The sequence below is a fragment of the Devosia riboflavina genome (assembly GCF_000743575.1).
GTDB classification, from domain to species: Bacteria; Pseudomonadota; Alphaproteobacteria; order Rhizobiales; family Devosiaceae; genus Devosia; species Devosia riboflavina.
On record NZ_JQGC01000001.1, the window covers coordinates 1 to 15,388 of the forward strand.

The following is a 15,388-nucleotide window of genomic DNA, read 5'->3' on the forward strand; positions in this document are numbered from 1 at the left end:
GCTTGCACATACCTCTTGACGGCCAGGCGATTAGACGACCCGCTCCGCGGGAGGGGAGCGCGCTGCTGGTTCAGCGTCATCGTTTAGGCCTTTGAGCGGCTAAGGTCGCAGTCGGATCATGGAGTTTCTTTCAACGAGAGGAACTCCCCATGGTTACGTCACCGGCCATTTCACCGGTATCGCCGCTTCGCCAGCGCATGCAGCAGGACATGCTGATGCGCGGCCTGGGCGTCCACACCCAGCATGATTATGTCCGTCACGTCCGGCGCTTTGCCGCTTTTCTGGGGCAGAGCCCTGATGTGGCCACGGCAGACGATCTCCGTCGCTATCAACTTTTTCAGCATGAAAACGGCGTCAGTCCCTCGACGATCAATGGTGCCGTCTCGGCCTTGCGCTTCCTGTTCGAGGTAACGCTGAAGCGGCGAGATCTGTCGCGCGCCCTGGTGATTACCCGCTATCAGCGCCAGCTGCCCGACGTGCTCAGCGTGGAGGAAGCAGGTCGATTGCTCCAGGCAGCGCCGGGCATCAAGTACAAGGCGGCGCTCGGGGTCGCCTATGGCGCCGGATTACGCGTCTCCGAAGTGGCGCATCTCAAGATCGACGATATCGACAGCGCCCGTATGCTGATCCGGGTCGAGCAGGGCAAGGGGCGCAAGGATCGTAACGCCATGCTCTCGCCCCAACTGCTGGAGCTGCTGCGCCTGTGGTGGCGCGAGGGCAAGCGAACTGGCGTCATGCTGCCCCATGGCTGGCTGTTTCCGGGGCGCTGGCGCACCGATCCGATCTCGTCGCGACAACTGCATCGCGCGGTGCAGGAGGCGGCCGAGGTCGCCGGCATCCGCAAGAAGGTCAGCCCGCATACCTTGCGGCACAGCTTTGCCACGCACCTCTTGGAGCAGGATGTCGATATCCGGGTCATCCAGGTGCTGCTCGGCCACTCCAAGCTTGAGACGACCGCGCTCTACACCAAGGTCTCGACCCGCACGATCCAGGCGGTGGCCAGTCCGCTCGACCGGTTGATGGCCCTGATGGAGGACAAGCCTCCGCCCGCCTGACCCGGTGCGCTCCACTATCGAGGTTGCCGATATCTTTCGCTCTGCCGGCCCTGCTTATCGGCTCGCCCATGCCGGGCATTTGAGCCTCAGCCAGCTCAAGGTGATGTCGGCGATCGAGACCTGTCGCACTGCTGCTCTGGGCGGTCACGTCGAAGCCTGTTCCGACTGCGGGCATCAGCGGATCGCCTACAACTCCTGTCGCAACCGGCACTGTCCACGGTGCCAGGGCGCGGCGGCACGCACATGGTTGGAGGCCCAGGAGGCCAATCTCCTGCCGGTCGGCTACTTCCACGTCGTGTTCACGCTACCCGCTCAGGTCGCCGACATCGCCTTCCACAACAAGGCGCTGATTTACGACCTGCTGTTCAAGGCGGCGTCTGAGACCATGCTGACGATTGCCGCCGACCCAAAACACCTGGGCGCCCGCATCGGCATTACCGCCGTGCTCCACACCTGGGGTTCGGCCATGACTCATCATCCGCATATCCACATGATCGTGCCCGGTGGCGGCATCACACCGGATGGTCGGTGGATATCATCGCGGCCAGCCTTCCTGTTGCCGGTCAGGGTGCTGGGGGCGCTGTTCCGCCGGTTGTTCCTGAGCAGGCTGCTCGAGCTGCATAATGCTGGGAAGCTCAACTTCTTCGGCAAGCTGGCAGGGCTCAGCGATCGCCGTGCCTTCCAGCGTCATTTCGCGCCGGTCGGCAAGAAGCGCTGGGTGGTCTATGCCAAAGCGCCCTTTGCAGGGCCTGAGGCGGTGCTCGCTTATCTCTCCCGCTACACCCACCGGGTCGCGATCTCGAGCAGCCGCCTCATTGCCTTCGACGGCAATGAGGTCACCTTCCGCTACAAGGATTATCGCCGCAGCGGCGCCAACCGGCAGCAGATCATGACCCTGGCCGCCGACGAGTTCATCCGCCGCTTCCTGATCCACGTCCTGCCGCGTGGGTTCCACCGCATCCGGCACTACGGCCTGCTCGCCAGCTCCGCCCGCAAGGACTGCCTCGCCAAGGCCCGCGACATGCTGGGGGTGGCGCCGACGACGGACGAACCGCACGCCCCCGAGACCGCTCCAGATCCGCGCCCGCCTTGTCCTTGCTGCGGCGGCACCATGGTGATCATCGAGACCTTTGCGCCCTGGTGCCGGCCGCGAGCGCCGCCAACCCGGGAGACCGTCCATGACCCGGCATGATCCGACTGGTCCAACGGCTGCGCCACATCGTGGGCCGACGGGATGGTTCGCGCCAGGCGCCACGTCGACCATCATCATACACGCCAATCTCAGCAACACCGTCACCGCTGAGGCTCAAAGGCTGCCCGGACGACGTTCAACAGGCAGGTGCGCCACGCCATATGCCGCTGCCCGCAGCAGGACTTCGGTCAGGTCAAATCAGAAAACCCCATAGCCCAGTGCATGCGGACCGCGGGTTCCTGCATGGGTGGCTTTCGTACGCAAAACAGCGCCCGAAACCCTTCACCATCTCGGAAGCTCAGCGCTAACTGATCAATACCCAAAAGCTGCCATCAGTGACGAAGATAAACCTAAACGCCTCAGAGCTTCACGGCCCTGATTTTCTGGTAGACCTCTGGGTCATTAACCGCGGCCACAAGCTTCTCCACCCACTCGGGTGAATATGCATACGCTTTGTAAACCGGGTGGTAGATGCAGTGAGTCTTGTCGGTGTTTTCTGGCTGAGGAGCGCCATTCTTCGGCCGCACGTTGAAGTGCCGCATTGCCTGCAGATGCGTGTGCGACGTGAAGTGTTTCTTGGTCTTTGTTGCGACCTGTTTGACGACCTTCCCCGGCTTTAGCGGATAGAGGTCATCCGAGATGACCTTCTTGGCCAAAACGTTATGGATTTCCTTTCCCTCAGCCGATATTGGGTTGACGAACTGGATGTGGGCTTTGGACTTCGGGGCGGCGCTGAGGGTGTATACGACCTGAAACTGGAACTCGATGTTATTCAGCTGCTCCGGCGTCATTCCATCAGTGATGAGAGCATCAATGGCGTTGATGTCAACGGGGAGCTCGTACTGGTTGAGCGTTGTCACCTGTTCGAGGTTCATGCTTGCGAACTGTAATGCAAACGAGAGCTCGCTTGCGAGGGTCAGCTCCTTTCCGAATAGCTCGCATAGGGCCTTGTCAAAGTTCAGACAGCACGCTTGGAAAATCCCGAGCCACTTCTGATCGGCCTTGCCCAAGAGGTGGTGCTCTACCTTATCCCGCAGCACCTTCAGCGCCCGCAGATTCTGCCGCACTCCGTCCGGCAGCGGGCAGTCTGCCCGCTCCACTAACTCGCTTAGCGGCTTAGAGAATCCGTCGGCATTTATGAGTTCCACCGTCGTATTGCGTGAGTGCCACTCATGCATGAGGTAGGTCCACGCTACGTTCGCCAACATCGTGAACACCTCGGTTTTAAACCTGAGAGCAGCACTGTTGAACACTTGGACTGCGAGGATCATGGCCTCGCGGGCACGTATGAGCCGCTCGTCATCGTATCGGTTGAGACCAGTCTGCTGATCGTACGACTTCTTCTTCAGGAGGAAGAACGCAACCTCATCTCCGGACGCCGACTCCTGCTCGGCGTTCTTTTTGACGCCGGTTATGCGTCCGCTGTTAATGGTCGCCTTTCGACCAACGTTGATGAGGGCTTGTATGTCCTGATTGCGCCACTTCTGCGCAAGTAGCGCTTTGGCAACACGTTTTTCCTCAGGTGTCAGTGACACGGCGTTCTTTGCCAAACTCGCCCCCAGACAATCGGCAGATCACTGCATCAATACTACCCAAAACTGACCGTCTGAAAACCACCCCGTTTTTTTGGGACGCTGGCAAAACACTGAGCGGACCGACCGCTTTCAGGATTTCAAAAGGCCTGCCCGAACGGCAGAAATGGGGCGCGTTGCTGCCCGTCCGCTGCTAGAAGGTCACCACGCCGAGCATTTGTGGATCCGCCTCCGAACAATATCAGCGCATAGCCACCGGCATGCCGAACGGTGTCTGCACCGTCTACTGGGCCTGCTTCTGACTCCATCGTGTTCCAACGTGTACAATAGGGGCCAATATCTTCGCCCGTAGCAACGTCAAGTGCGCGCTCCTAGGGATCCACAAGCCGCGTGGTGGCACCTCAGCACCACCGTCAGTCACCATGCGGCATGCCTACGAATCTCAACCGCGCCGATTTTGTGCTGATCGACCACCTGCAGGCGGCATGGGCTCGCGCGGGCCGGGAAAACCTGGACCCGTATCTGTCGGTCGAGCGCGAAAAACGCGTCTTTCCGCTGATCTGCCAGTTCGACCCGACAGAGGGTCAATACCACAGCTGGCTGTCTCACTGGCGCCGCCGGCTCTGGGACCAAAGAGGTTTTCGGACGAGCGTGGACCTCATGCAGCTGGAAGACGTCCGGCGGGCACTGGCTCGATTCCATGACCTCAAGGACCGGCTGCCCGTCGAGCAGCGCGATATCGGCCAGTACCGAACGGTCGATGACTTACGGTCAATCATTCCGACACGCATTGCAGAATCCCAGCGTCGGAAAGAACGCGAAAGCCTCAAGGCCGAGGCCTATCGCCAATCCGAAATTCTCTACCGCGATGGCAAATGGATGGTGGTGCGGTTGAAGGGTTTTGCCGCAGCCCGCTTCTGGGGACTGGGCACAAAATGGTGCACGACCAGTGCCGAACACATCTACCTCAGCTACGCCGGCAAAGGTGACCTCGTTGTCTTCCTGACGCCACACGGAAAATACCAACTCGCCCCCGCCAGCACAATGTTTCGAGATGAGCGCGACGACCCGATCGACGTGAGGATTTTCCGTGGCGCGCCGCCAGCGTTCATGAGCTTGGTGGGCAGTCATCTGGGCCGATGACGGGACGAGACAATGCCCAATAGTAGAGACCTATAGGTATGGAGAGGCTGACCAGGCGCTGAGCGCTGCCGATCAATTTGGACCGGCGCAAAGCCGAAAACCAGTTCCCTTCCGTGCCTTAATCTATTCTCCACCTGGTGCGTTCGGCGGTCCGGAACCAAAAATTAACTACGATTTACGCTGGCGCAGAATGGGGATTGCCAAGCCGAAACGGATCCGGCAGCGTTTTGCGACGATGTCAATTCCGGCGTCGAAACGGTTGGAACCGCCCTCTGCAAAGGGCGGCCGACGGAAGGTCTGCAAACCCGCCGTCGACCTGACCGACATCATACTGATTGGACCAGTACAATGAAGGCTAATGCCACTTCTAGCGGCCGCATGGCTGCATGCAACCCCAATTCCCCAACATCCGATCTGCCCGCATCGGGCCGCACCGATCTTTCGCATCCCGGACTGATCAGCCATCCGACGCTGACGCCCAGTGTCCAGGTGCAGATCCTGTCCGCGGTCGATGCGACTGGCTCGGCCAGCATCAGCGACATCATCGCCGAGCTCCCGGGACATGACGATCCGGTTAGCGCCGTGTTTGCTCTCGTCGCTGCCGGCGCCCTGGTGGTGCTATCGGAAGGCATCATCGATGCCCACACGGTCTTGGCCCGGCGGCTGCCGTCTGACCAATCCGGTGACCTCGTCCCGGTTGACCCAGCTCCTTCACCAGCCCCTTCGCGCGAAAGCCTGGAAGACCAGCTCGCCGCTGTGCAGTGGACCGACTTTGTGGCTGACGCCGAGGCTGAGCTGCCGCCAGAATTGGTTCAGGTCCCAGCTTCGTCACTGCAGCCGCGGATCCTTCGTGGCTCCGGCAGGCATCGCGCTGCCTTCAAATATGCGCCCGGGCTGCAGCAGCCTGGTGTCTATATCCAGCTCTGCGGCTCGGAAGCTTACGTTGGCTTTGGCGGCGATGTCGGGTTCCGAATCGCCATGGGCAAACAGATGGATGCTTTGCCTGACACCATCTTGGTGATCACTGACGCGAACAATAGTTTGAGTGAAGAAGACGTGCTCGCCCTCGAACGCATTCTTTGGGCCTATGTATCGGACGATGCCGACTTCACTGTCGTCAACAAACAGCCCGACGGGGCCCCGATCAGCGTCGAACGCTACGATCAGCTTGTCCAGTTCACTGCGCAGGTGGTTCTCGCATTACGCCAAGGCGGCATCATGTTCCTCGAGGGTTCGGTGCGTCAGCGCTTGGCCGGTCCACGCGCGGAACCCGATCGCCTCGGAGCGGTCCGTCCCCTTGATTCCATTCCCGAAGGCCGGGTGATGGAACTCAACTATCGCGGTCTGACGGCTTTGGCCGCAGAGCGTGATGACGGGACCTGGTTGCTGCTGCGGGGCAGCGACGTGCGCATCGACACGGTAAAATCTGCCTCAGCCAATGCGTCGTTCCAGCGCGCGGCATGGCTTCATTCGGGATTGCTGGAGCTAGCCGAGGATGGCAGCTGCTATGTCCTGATGCGCGACGTTGTCTTTTCCTCCGGCAGCGCCGTCGGCCACTTCGTCTCGGGCAGCAAAGGTTTTGGCCTGAGCTGTTGGCAGCCGATAGACCCGGACGACTGTGAGATCGACGCGCTCGCTCTTTAGAGCGCGTCCCACACTCCGCCTCCCACACCTTTCCTCATTTTCTGTTCAAGGCGCGGCTTCGGCCGCCGCCGACGGAGAACACGCATGTCTCTTTCCGCTCTCAACCGCAAGTCCCGCAAGGACACCGGCAAGACCAGTGCCGGATCCGAACCCGTCACAACGCCACGGGAACTCGAACGTCCCGGTGAGGCTTTGGGCCGGCTCCTACTCGACAGGGCTCTTACGCCCAAGCTGCGCCGGCTGTTCAAGTCTGCGGCCAAGCTCATCATCATCAAGACCAAGGATGAAGCCACCGCCCGGCTGCTCGACACTTACATCGCGTCCCAGGATGGGAACGTGGTCGTCGAAGCCTATTGCGAGCCGCCGCGCCCGGGGAAATCGCAGGACCTTAATGGCCGGCACGAACTGGCCAAACTGCAATGGGGGCGAACAGTCATCCTGATCTCCCCGGATCCAGAGCGCGTGCTTGTGCCAGAGGCTTTGGTTGGTGCGGATGTCATCATTACTGTCCCACCGCCGAACTTGGCGGTGGTCCGGCAGACTATCCGGTCGGTCACGGGACAGCCCGTCCGAGGTCTGCATCGCGCCGACATCGAAGGCTTGGGCGTTGAAAATTTTGTCACTGCCATTCGCCCTCTGCTCTCGGCGCGAGAATGCGTGTTCAATCTACGCCGGGCGTCCAAGGCTCTGCGCAAGGACGTCGGCGCCGCGATTACGGTTACCCTTGGGGACCTGGCCATGACCCGATCTGTCTCTGCCTGGGCCCTCGAGACGCTGGACCTCATGGAAAAGGTGGAAGAGGGAAAGCTCAAGTCAACGAGCTTGATCCATGGCTGCCTGGAAGGTCCGCCGGGCACGGGCAAGACCACACTGGCCCAAGCTGTGGCCGGTTCGGCCGGCTGGACGTTCGTGCGGACATCCGTTGGCGAATGGTTTGCGAGTTCCGGCGGACATCTGGGTGATGTCATTCGCGCAGCCCGCCGGTTTTTTGACGAAATCGCGCTGGCCACCACGCCGGTCGTCGGTCTGATCGACGAGATCGACAGTTTGCCTAACCGCGCCGCCATGGATGAAAAGGACAGCCAGTGGTGGACGCCCGTCGTCACTTTCGTTCTCACAGAGATCGACAAGCTGCGGCATGCTGGAAAGCCCATCCTGCTGCTCGGCGCGACCAATCATTTTGAAAAGCTGGACGGGGCCCTTATCCGTCCCGGCCGGCTGGAGCGGCGGGTTCCGGTTCTTTTGCCCGATTCCATGGACCGGCAGCGGCTGTTTGCCTGTTTCCTTGGGGACAGGCTGCCGACATCCGCAGTAGTCCAGCTGGCGCGGCTGGCAATTGGTGCCAGCCCGGCGCGCATCAAGAGCTGGTGTGAAACTGCCGTGGCACGGGCCCAAAAAGCGGGGCGCCCTCTGGTCCTGCGCGACGTTTTGGACCTGGTCGCGCCGCCCGATGGCCGATCGCCGCACAAGGACCGTGCAATAGCCCTACATGAGGCCGGGCACGCTGTGGTTGCCATTGAACTGGGGCTGCCTGTCCAGGAAGTGTCCATCCTGAGCATGGGCGCCATTGGCGGCTATGTGACCACCGGTGATGGCGATACCTCCCTTCTCACCCGAGAACAGATCGAGCGCACCGGCACAATGATGCTGGGCGGTCGGGCTGCCGACGAAGCTCTGGGCCCTGGAGGCCATGCCGGGGCAGCGGCAGACCTTGAAAGCGTCAACAGCCTATTGCGCTCGGCGATGCTGGACTTCGGGCTCTATGGTTCACTGCGAACGGCGAAGAACACCGACTATCGGGATTTTAAGAATGGTGTTCCTCTCGCCGTGGTCATCGACATCGAACTCAACCGCTTCCTCAAGCGCGCGACCGAGATCGTCATCCGGCGCCAGACCGACATTGCCCGCCTTGTCGACGTGCTGCTCGATGAACGGGTCATTACCGGCGAGCGTCTCGACGAAATCCTCGGTGCTTCCGAGAGCGCCCAACCCGATCTGCCACCTGACCATGACGAGCCCCTGGCTTTGGCGGAGGCCGCATCATGAGTATCGCCGCAGAAACCAAAGCCTTGATCGAAGCCTGTCTTGCTGGGGATCCCGCTCTTGCATCCCTGGCGGTGGTGGGGACCGCTCCTGACACCTTGTCTGCGCATATCGCGCCAGGCCGCCCGCTTAATGCGATTGGTGGATCGAGCTTCTCCCCTCATCCGCCCTTCCTCCGCGAGACCGTGGTAGAATTGGTTGTGCGCATGCAGCGGCTCCGCTGGACTCGATCTCTGCCGTACAATCCCAAGGGGTGGCCCCCAGAAGATCGAGACTTGCAGGCGCTTCACAGGAAGCACGACAAGGCAGTTGTTGGCTTTGAATGCGGCCCTGGCTGGACCGATCTCTTGGACGCCAGTTTTGTCTGGCTGCACGAGATCGCACCGGACAGGGATTGGGCACCGACGCAGATCAAGGAAAAGTTTGGGACGCTGAGGTTCTATTGGTATGGCGACCTGCCTGACCTTGGCGACGAAATCATCTCAGTGGCCGAAAACGTGTCCAGCCATATCTGCGAAGTGTGCGGTGCCCAGGGTCACCTGCGCAAGGACATCGGCTGGTGGAGCGTGCGTTGCCGTGAGCACGCCAAGGAGGCCTGGTCATGAGCCGGGTCTCCGCCAAAACGCTGAAACGCGCGCTCCGCGACTGGGAGAAACTGTCCAATGGGCACTCGCCTAGCCCTGAGGATCTGTCCAGTGCGCCGCTGCTGACGGACTGGGAGCCACGCTGGACCGCGACGGGTGTCATGTTCTTGGTCGGACAGGTTCGGGGGCATCCAAAGCTTCAAGACGGGCCGTGCAGCACTTCCGTGGTGCTGGCAGCCGATGTCCACGAGGGCTGGGCACGCACAATCAGCCGATATTACCGGCTCGGTCCGCAGCGTGGAGAGACCCTCCATTAGCGCCAGCCGGTCCGCACATAGTCGCGGGCTAGCAGCCGAACGTCACCCCATATTGAAGTACGGTTCTAAACCGTACTATACTAAACCCTCAAGTCCATCAGGAGCGCGATATGAGCGCAGAAATCGCCAGCCTCGAAAAAGTTCGCGCCGCCGTCGCGCAGCTTCATCTGAACAACCAACGCGCCACCGCCGACGCGGTGATCGCCGCGATCGGCGGTGGCTCGAAACCAACGGTATTGAAGCATCTTAAAACATTGCGTGAGGAGCCGCCGCAAGCGGTGGACGACCTTCCGGCGGGTATCCTCGATCTGGTCCGGCCAGTCGTCGCGCAGATCTTTGCCGAGGGCCGAAAAGCTGAAGCGGTGCGAACCCGCGATCAGATTGAGCGGCTGCACCGGATGCTCGGTGACCTGGAGGCCGAGGTGGAAACGCTAGGGGCGGTCAATGCTGCGCTGGACGAGCAAGTCGTCGACTTGGGTCGGGAGCTCGATAAGTCCAGCAAGGCTCTGTCGAGCGCCGAAGCGCAGATCGTGGCTAGGGATCGCAAGATCGAGAAACTGACAGCACAGCTCAGCGAAAAGGAAATGGTCGCCCAGCGCCAACTCGCCGCGGCCATGAAGGGGTTCGATGAGAGACTTACAGCTCTTGCCACGCAGTTGGCTCCTGCGAGTGCGGACAAGAAATAGCGCAATGGGACTGCGTCTAAACCCACGACTTTTTTGGGCGACACCTCTGGCTATCAGTGGCAAGGACCCCGTTTCGTGCCTGGCTTACCTAGAACGGACCGATTGCTACGCGCCCCGTTCCGGCCGTTAAGAGCCAAAAAGCCGGTTCTCGAAAGCAGACATGCAAATTTGGCAGGGATAGTTCCGCCAGCAGCCCCCGCTGTTTCCCCTTCCATACACTACGCGGGATTGTGCATTTGGGCAGTTCAGTCGGTTTGTCGGATATGGGCAAAGCCACGCATCCGGAAGCTAGAGCAGCGACGCGCTGGGGGCAAAGCGGCGCGCGGTGACTTCAAGCAGCAGGGCTACCGCCAGGGTCACGGCAACGACGACGGTGGCCAGGGCCGAGGCCGCCGGGGAGTTCCCCTCATACTGCAGGAAGAACACCATCACGCCCAGCGTCTCTGTGCCGGTTGACCACAGGAGGGCCGAGAGCGTCAATTCGTTGAAGGCGCTCATGAAGACGAGGAGGGCACCGGCAATGGTTGCGGGCAGCACCGAGGGCAGCGACAGCTGCACAAGCCGCCGCGGCACGCGCGCACCGAGGATCTGGCCGGCCTCGTCGAGTGCCGGATCCATCGTGGCGTAGCTTGCCGCGACAGGACGGAGCGCCAGCGGCAAGAAGCGGGCCAGATAGGCGACAAGAATGATCCAGGCGGTGCCATAGAGTGACACGCCGAACACCGGCAGTGGCGGCAGGAAGACCATGATTACACCAAGCGCCAGCACAGTGCCGGGAACGGCATAGGGCGCGTCGGCAAGAAGATCTAGCAGCCGGGCGAGCGCATTTCGGCGGACGGTGGTCAGGTAGCCGAGGATGAAACTGGCCAGGGCCGAAATCAGCGCAGCGGCGCCGGCCAGAAGAAAGCTGTTGGTGAAGGCGCGGCGCAGGGCGGCATTGCTGAAAAGGAAGCCGAAATTATCGAGGCTGAGGGTGGCAACGCTCAAGCGAACGCCAAGCGCCGGAACAAGGGCGCTGGCGATCAGTGCCAGCAGCGGCAGAACCGAAATCAGCAGCACAAGCAGCCAGACGACACACTCCATGGGCAGGCGGAACCTGCCGAGCGCGAAGGGATCAAGGGGCTGCCCGGTGCGGTCGAGGTAGGAGGTGCGGCGCAGCAACAGCCAGCGGAGCAACAATCCGGCTGCAGCCAGCAGCACCAGCACCAGCGACAGGCTCGCCACCTGCGCCAGCGCCGACGGCCCGAAGCCGGTGAGGCGTTGATAGATCAGGGTCGTCAGCACCGTGACGCGCCCGGGGATGCCGAGCAGTGCCGGCACGCCGAAATTGCCGATGGCCGCGACGAAGGCAAGGGCACCGCCGGCCAACAGGCCCGGCCGGGCCAGTGGCAAGACGATGCGCCAGAGGATCGCCGTGCGCCGCGCGCCGCTCACGCTGGCGGCTTCGACGAGATCGCGCGGCAGTGCGCGCAAAGAGGTCAGCGTCGCCAGCATGACCAGCGGCGCATGTTCGAGCCCCATGACCCAGATGATGCCGCCCATGGAATATAGAGGATTGGTGGTGCCCGGTGGCGGCGCAAGGCCGGCGAGGCGTAGGAGCGGGCTTGAGGGGCCGGTGAGTTCGATCCAGGCCAGGGCCGAGATCTGCGGCGGGATCAGCATGGGCAGCAATAGCAGGAAGCCAAGTGCTGTCCGGCCGCGAATGTCGGTCAGATGCAGCACGGCCGCGCCCAGCCCCCCGATCAGCAGCGAGACCATGGTCGCGCCGACCGAGGCAATCATCGTATTGCCGAGTGCGCGTGGCGCCGCGCGGCTCTGCCAGACGTCGAACAGGATGCCGAAGGCCTGGCCGTCCTCGCCAGGCCGCAGCGCCTCGATCAGCAGCCGGCCGAGCGGCATCACCCCGACCACGAGCACGTAAAGACACAGTCCGGCGAGGAGGAAAACCTCGCCGGACTGCGAAGGCCACCGCATGCGCAGGGGTGGCAGCAGGCCCAGGCGATCAGCCGCCGAAGAGATCGGCAAAGTGCTGCTTGTTGGCTTCGTCGTCGGCCAGCATCTGGTCGAAGTCGGCCGGCAGAATGTTCAGGGAATCGACTTCCGGATAGCCTTCGGGAACGGCAACGCCGGCAAAGATCGGGAAGTAGCCCTGGGTGACCGACTGCTCCTGGGCGGACGCGGACAACTGCCAGTCGACAAAGATCTTGGCAGCTTCGAGCGCGTCGGTGTCCTTGAAGATGGCGATCGGCTGGGTGATGGAGGAAACGCCCTCGGCCGGGAAGACGAAATCGACGGGCGAGCCGTCCTTCTTGGCGTTGAGCGCCATATATTCGATGATGATGCCATAGGGCTTTTCGCCACGCGCCACGGCCTCGACCACGGTGCCATTGCCCTGGCCGGCCACGGCGCCATTGTCAGCGAGAGTCTCGTAATATTCCCAGCCGAATTCGGGCTGCTGCACAACGGTGCCGACATGGATGACGGCCGCGCCGGAATAAAGCGGGCTCGGCATGATGAGGCCTGAGGCGATCTCGGGCTGGGTGAGGTCGGCCCAGGCAGTCGGCGGCGTGTCGACCAGGTCGGTGTTGTAGATGATGCCGGTGGTGATCAGCTTGGTGCCGAAAAAGGTCATGTCCGGATCAACGACGCTGGCCGGAAGGTTTTCGACCGGCGCGTCGGTATAGGCATAGAGCAGGCCTTCGTTCTTGAGCTGCGTCATGGCGACCGCATCGGCGATCAGGATGACGTCGGCCTGGACCTGACCGGCGGCCACTTCGGCCTGCAGCTTGCTCATCACTTCGGTCGTGCCCGAACGGAAGAGTTCGACGGTGATCTCGGGGTGATCGACGTTGAACGCCTCGATCACGGCTGTCATCTGCTCGGTGGGCTGGGACGTATAGACGGTGATGGTCGAGCCATCCTGGGCCAGAACGGAGGCCGGAACGGCCGAAATGGCGAAGGCTGCCGCAAGGCGAAGAAGCGTTGTTTTCATCGGATTTTCCATCGTGTGACCCGCGGGTGCGAGCGTCGGAGGGGACGTAGCCAAATCGCGTGACATCGGCGTGACGCTCAGGCGAGTTGCAGCGCGCCTTCCGTCCAGGGGATGGCGGGCAACGCCGCATGCAGGGCGCGGAGTTGTTCCGCCGGCACGAAGGCAGGCATCACGACCTCCGGCTCGACCGCGTCGAGAAGGGCCCGAATATCTGACAATCGGGGGTGCACGTTCCAGCGCAGGACGCTGGCGCGGCCTCCGGCAACGGCAAGCGCCGCCGGCGTGCCGCGCGAGACATGGCCGGTGAAGACGATTTTGACTTCGCCGGTCCGCCAGGTGGCGAGCAATTGCGCGGCGAGACCGCCGCTTGCATCGGCCTTGGCTGCGATCATGACGCCGTCCGGCTCGTCATCTGCATAGAGAGTTTCCGTCTGCTCGAGCAGGGAGGCCAGGCGCTCTAGTGCGCCCGGTGCCAGTTCCGCGCCGCCCTCGATCAGCATGGCGGCCACGGCGCGATGGACGGGGCAGAGGCGGACGCGATGGCCTGCCTCCCACAGCAAGAGCGCCATTTCCAGGCCGCGGCCCGCCGCCGGAGCGGGCAGCAGCAAGGGGCCGGCGGCGGCAAGTGCGGTCAGTTCGGCAAGGGCCTGCTGCACCGTGCCGTCCCAGGCGCCATAGGAGGCATCGGCAACCAACGCACGCGCGCGCGGCCAGGGTTCAGCAGGATAGAGGTTGCTTTCGAGCGAGAAGTCGCCGGTATAGAGCAATCCTTCTGCGCCGCCGATCCGCATCCAGACGGCGCCGGGGGCATGGCCGCAGCGGCCGGTGGCGATCTCGAGGCCGAGATGGCGGGCGGCATCGTCAAAATCGCCGACGGCGCGGATATCGGCGAGCCGTGCGGCAAGGCCGGTGGCAAAGACCGGGGGGCTGCCGATGTCTCCGAGGCGATACAGGGCACCGGTATGGTCACGGTGGGAATGGCTGACAAGAACTGCGTCCACGGTGCCGACGCCGACCAGGTCGGGTTCGCGGTCGTCATCGGGCCCCTTGCCGCAATCGAGCAGCAGGCGGCGTCCGGCGATCTCGAGAAGGAAGCAGGCGGGTCCCTTTTGTCCATAGCCCGATATCGCGGTCAGCCTCATGCCGGGAGCACCCAGCCGCCGGTCACGGCAAGATCGACACGCGCACCGGGCTCTGGCGCCGCCGCCATGCCGAGGCCGATGGTCTTGCCGCCAAACTGCTCCAGCGCCAGCGTCACCAGGTGATCGGCGCCGCGGAAGGATGTGTCGACTACCCTGCCGACCAGATGGGGCCGCAGTCCGGCCGCTGCCGGGACGACGTTTTCGGGACGCAGGCTGAGCTGGGCGGCGCCGACTGCAGCCACACCCGGAAGGTCGAGCGTCACGCCGCCGAGGGAGACGCGGCGCGTTCGGTCGTCGAGCCGTGCGGCCACGTCGACCGGCAGAACCACCCCCTTGCCGAAAAACTCGGCCACCATCCGCGTCGCCGGCTGCCCATATAGCTCCTGGGGCGTTCCCAGCTGCTCGATGCGACCGGCATTCATGACGGCGACCCGGTCGGCCAGGGCCATGGCCTCGGCCTGGTCATGCGTGACAAAGACGAAGGTGGTGCCGGTCTTGCGGTGAATGCGGCGAAACTCGGCCTGCATGGACTCGCGCAGGTGCGGATCGAGATTGGCCAGCGGCTCGTCGAGCAGGATGAGTTCAGGCTCGGTCACGAGGCAGCGCGCCAGTGCGGTGCGCTGGCGCTGGCCGCCGGACAGTTCGGGCGGTCGGCGACTGCCCAGGCCCTCGAGTCCAACCATCGCAAGGGCGGCCTCGACCCGTGCCGCGCGCTCGCGGCCGTGCATACCCCGCACCGACAGGCCAAAGCCCACATTTTCGGCGACGCTCATGTGCGGCCAAAGGGCATAAGACTGAAATACCATGCCCAGCTTGCGCGCTTCGGTCTCAACCCAATGGTCGGGGCCAGCCACCACGCGGCCAGCGATCTCGATCTCGCCGGAGGTTGGCCGTTCGAGCCCGGCAATCAGGCGCAGCAAGGTGGTCTTGCCGCAGCCGGACGGTCCCAGCAGCGCGAGGAAGGTGCTCGGCTCGACCGACAGCGTCACATCCTGCAGCACTGCGGTGTTGCCGAAGCGCTTGTTGATCTGCCTCAGTGTGATCTGGTCCATCGCAAT

General features: G+C 62.8%; 13 protein-coding genes. 8 read left to right on the forward strand and 5 right to left on the reverse strand.

Annotated elements, in window-relative coordinates; translation table 11 throughout:
* The first annotated feature begins 149 nt into the window (after positions 1-149).
* On the forward strand, positions 150-1,055 hold the full coding sequence (locus JP75_RS00005) for a tyrosine-type recombinase/integrase (protein ID WP_035077435.1): 906 nt from the start codon (positions 150-152) through the stop codon (positions 1,053-1,055).
* Positions 1,056-1,059: 4 nt separating this feature from the next.
* On the forward strand, positions 1,060-2,247 hold the full coding sequence (locus JP75_RS00010; protein ID WP_035077437.1) for an IS91 family transposase: 1,188 nt from the start codon (positions 1,060-1,062) through the stop codon (positions 2,245-2,247).
* Positions 2,248-2,606: 359 nt separating this feature from the next.
* Here the strand turns inward: JP75_RS00010 and JP75_RS00015 are convergent, their stop codons facing one another.
* On the reverse strand, positions 2,607-3,797 hold the full coding sequence (locus JP75_RS00015) for a DUF3644 domain-containing protein (RefSeq protein WP_244446220.1): 1,191 nt from the start codon (positions 3,795-3,797) through the stop codon (positions 2,607-2,609).
* Between the two features lie 411 nt (positions 3,798-4,208).
* Here JP75_RS00015 and JP75_RS00020 point away from each other — a divergent pair, with 411 nt between their 5' ends.
* The 6 genes from JP75_RS00020 (at position 4,209) to JP75_RS25680 (ending at position 10,196) form a co-directional block, all read left to right on the forward strand.
* The gene (locus JP75_RS00020) at positions 4,209-4,922 is read left to right on the forward strand and encodes a hypothetical protein (protein WP_035077443.1); all 714 of its coding nucleotides are present in this window, start codon (positions 4,209-4,211) and stop codon (positions 4,920-4,922) included.
* A 348-nt stretch (positions 4,923-5,270) separates the two neighbouring features.
* The gene (locus tag JP75_RS00025) at positions 5,271-6,566 is read left to right on the forward strand and encodes a hypothetical protein (protein WP_152565676.1); all 1,296 of its coding nucleotides are present in this window, start codon (positions 5,271-5,273) and stop codon (positions 6,564-6,566) included.
* 84 nt (positions 6,567-6,650) lie between these two features.
* A complete protein-coding gene (locus tag JP75_RS00030; RefSeq protein WP_035077449.1) occupies positions 6,651-8,612 on the forward strand; it encodes an AAA family ATPase in 1,962 nt (653 codons plus the stop codon).
* Positions 8,609-9,214, forward strand: coding sequence for a hypothetical protein (locus tag JP75_RS24965; protein WP_051960018.1), 606 nt, complete (start codon positions 8,609-8,611; stop codon positions 9,212-9,214). Before JP75_RS00030 ends, JP75_RS24965 begins: the two co-directional genes overlap by 4 nt.
* Positions 9,211-9,510, forward strand: coding sequence for a DUF6634 family protein (locus JP75_RS27315; protein WP_051960021.1), 300 nt, complete (start codon positions 9,211-9,213; stop codon positions 9,508-9,510). The genes JP75_RS24965 and JP75_RS27315 overlap by 4 nt, the downstream gene beginning before the upstream one ends.
* A gap of 110 nt (positions 9,511-9,620) precedes the next feature.
* The gene (locus tag JP75_RS25680) at positions 9,621-10,196 is read left to right on the forward strand and encodes a DNA-binding protein (protein ID WP_084587325.1); all 576 of its coding nucleotides are present in this window, start codon (positions 9,621-9,623) and stop codon (positions 10,194-10,196) included.
* 288 nt (positions 10,197-10,484) lie between these two features.
* Here JP75_RS25680 and JP75_RS00055 read toward each other — a convergent pair whose 3' ends face one another.
* From JP75_RS00055 to JP75_RS00070, 4 genes are all read right to left on the reverse strand, one after another.
* Positions 10,485-12,221, reverse strand: a complete 1,737-nt coding sequence (locus JP75_RS00055) for an ABC transporter permease (RefSeq protein WP_152565677.1) — start codon at positions 12,219-12,221, stop codon at positions 10,485-10,487.
* The gene (locus tag JP75_RS00060; protein ID WP_035077457.1) at positions 12,199-13,188 is read right to left on the reverse strand and encodes an ABC transporter substrate-binding protein; all 990 of its coding nucleotides are present in this window, start codon (positions 13,186-13,188) and stop codon (positions 12,199-12,201) included. Before JP75_RS00060 ends, JP75_RS00055 begins: the two co-directional genes overlap by 23 nt.
* Positions 13,189-13,265: 77 nt before the next feature.
* Complete coding sequence (locus JP75_RS00065) at positions 13,266-14,330, reverse strand: MBL fold metallo-hydrolase (RefSeq protein WP_035077460.1); 1,065 nt, start codon at positions 14,328-14,330, stop codon at positions 13,266-13,268.
* The gene (locus tag JP75_RS00070) at positions 14,327-15,382 is read right to left on the reverse strand and encodes an ABC transporter ATP-binding protein (RefSeq protein WP_035077463.1); all 1,056 of its coding nucleotides are present in this window, start codon (positions 15,380-15,382) and stop codon (positions 14,327-14,329) included. Before JP75_RS00070 ends, JP75_RS00065 begins: the two co-directional genes overlap by 4 nt.
* Positions 15,383-15,388 lie beyond the last annotated feature (6 nt).

Coding starts and splice junctions, on each gene's coding strand:
- JP75_RS00005 (WP_035077435.1), top strand. CDS start 150: ATGGTTACGTCACCGGCCATTTCACCGGTATCGCCGCTTCGCCAGCGC.
- JP75_RS00020 (WP_035077443.1), top strand. CDS start 4,209: ATGCCTACGAATCTCAACCGCGCCGATTTTGTGCTGATCGACCACCTG.
- JP75_RS00025 (WP_152565676.1), top strand. CDS start 5,271: ATGAAGGCTAATGCCACTTCTAGCGGCCGCATGGCTGCATGCAACCCC.
- JP75_RS00030 (WP_035077449.1), top strand. CDS start 6,651: ATGTCTCTTTCCGCTCTCAACCGCAAGTCCCGCAAGGACACCGGCAAG.
- JP75_RS24965 (WP_051960018.1), top strand. CDS start 8,609: ATGAGTATCGCCGCAGAAACCAAAGCCTTGATCGAAGCCTGTCTTGCT.
- JP75_RS27315 (WP_051960021.1), top strand. CDS start 9,211: ATGAGCCGGGTCTCCGCCAAAACGCTGAAACGCGCGCTCCGCGACTGG.
- JP75_RS25680 (WP_084587325.1), top strand. CDS start 9,621: ATGAGCGCAGAAATCGCCAGCCTCGAAAAAGTTCGCGCCGCCGTCGCG.
- JP75_RS00060 (WP_035077457.1), bottom strand. CDS start 13,188: ATGAAAACAACGCTTCTTCGCCTTGCGGCAGCCTTCGCCATTTCGGCC.
- JP75_RS00065 (WP_035077460.1), bottom strand. CDS start 14,330: ATGAGGCTGACCGCGATATCGGGCTATGGACAAAAGGGACCCGCCTGC.
- JP75_RS00070 (WP_035077463.1), bottom strand. CDS start 15,382: ATGGACCAGATCACACTGAGGCAGATCAACAAGCGCTTCGGCAACACC.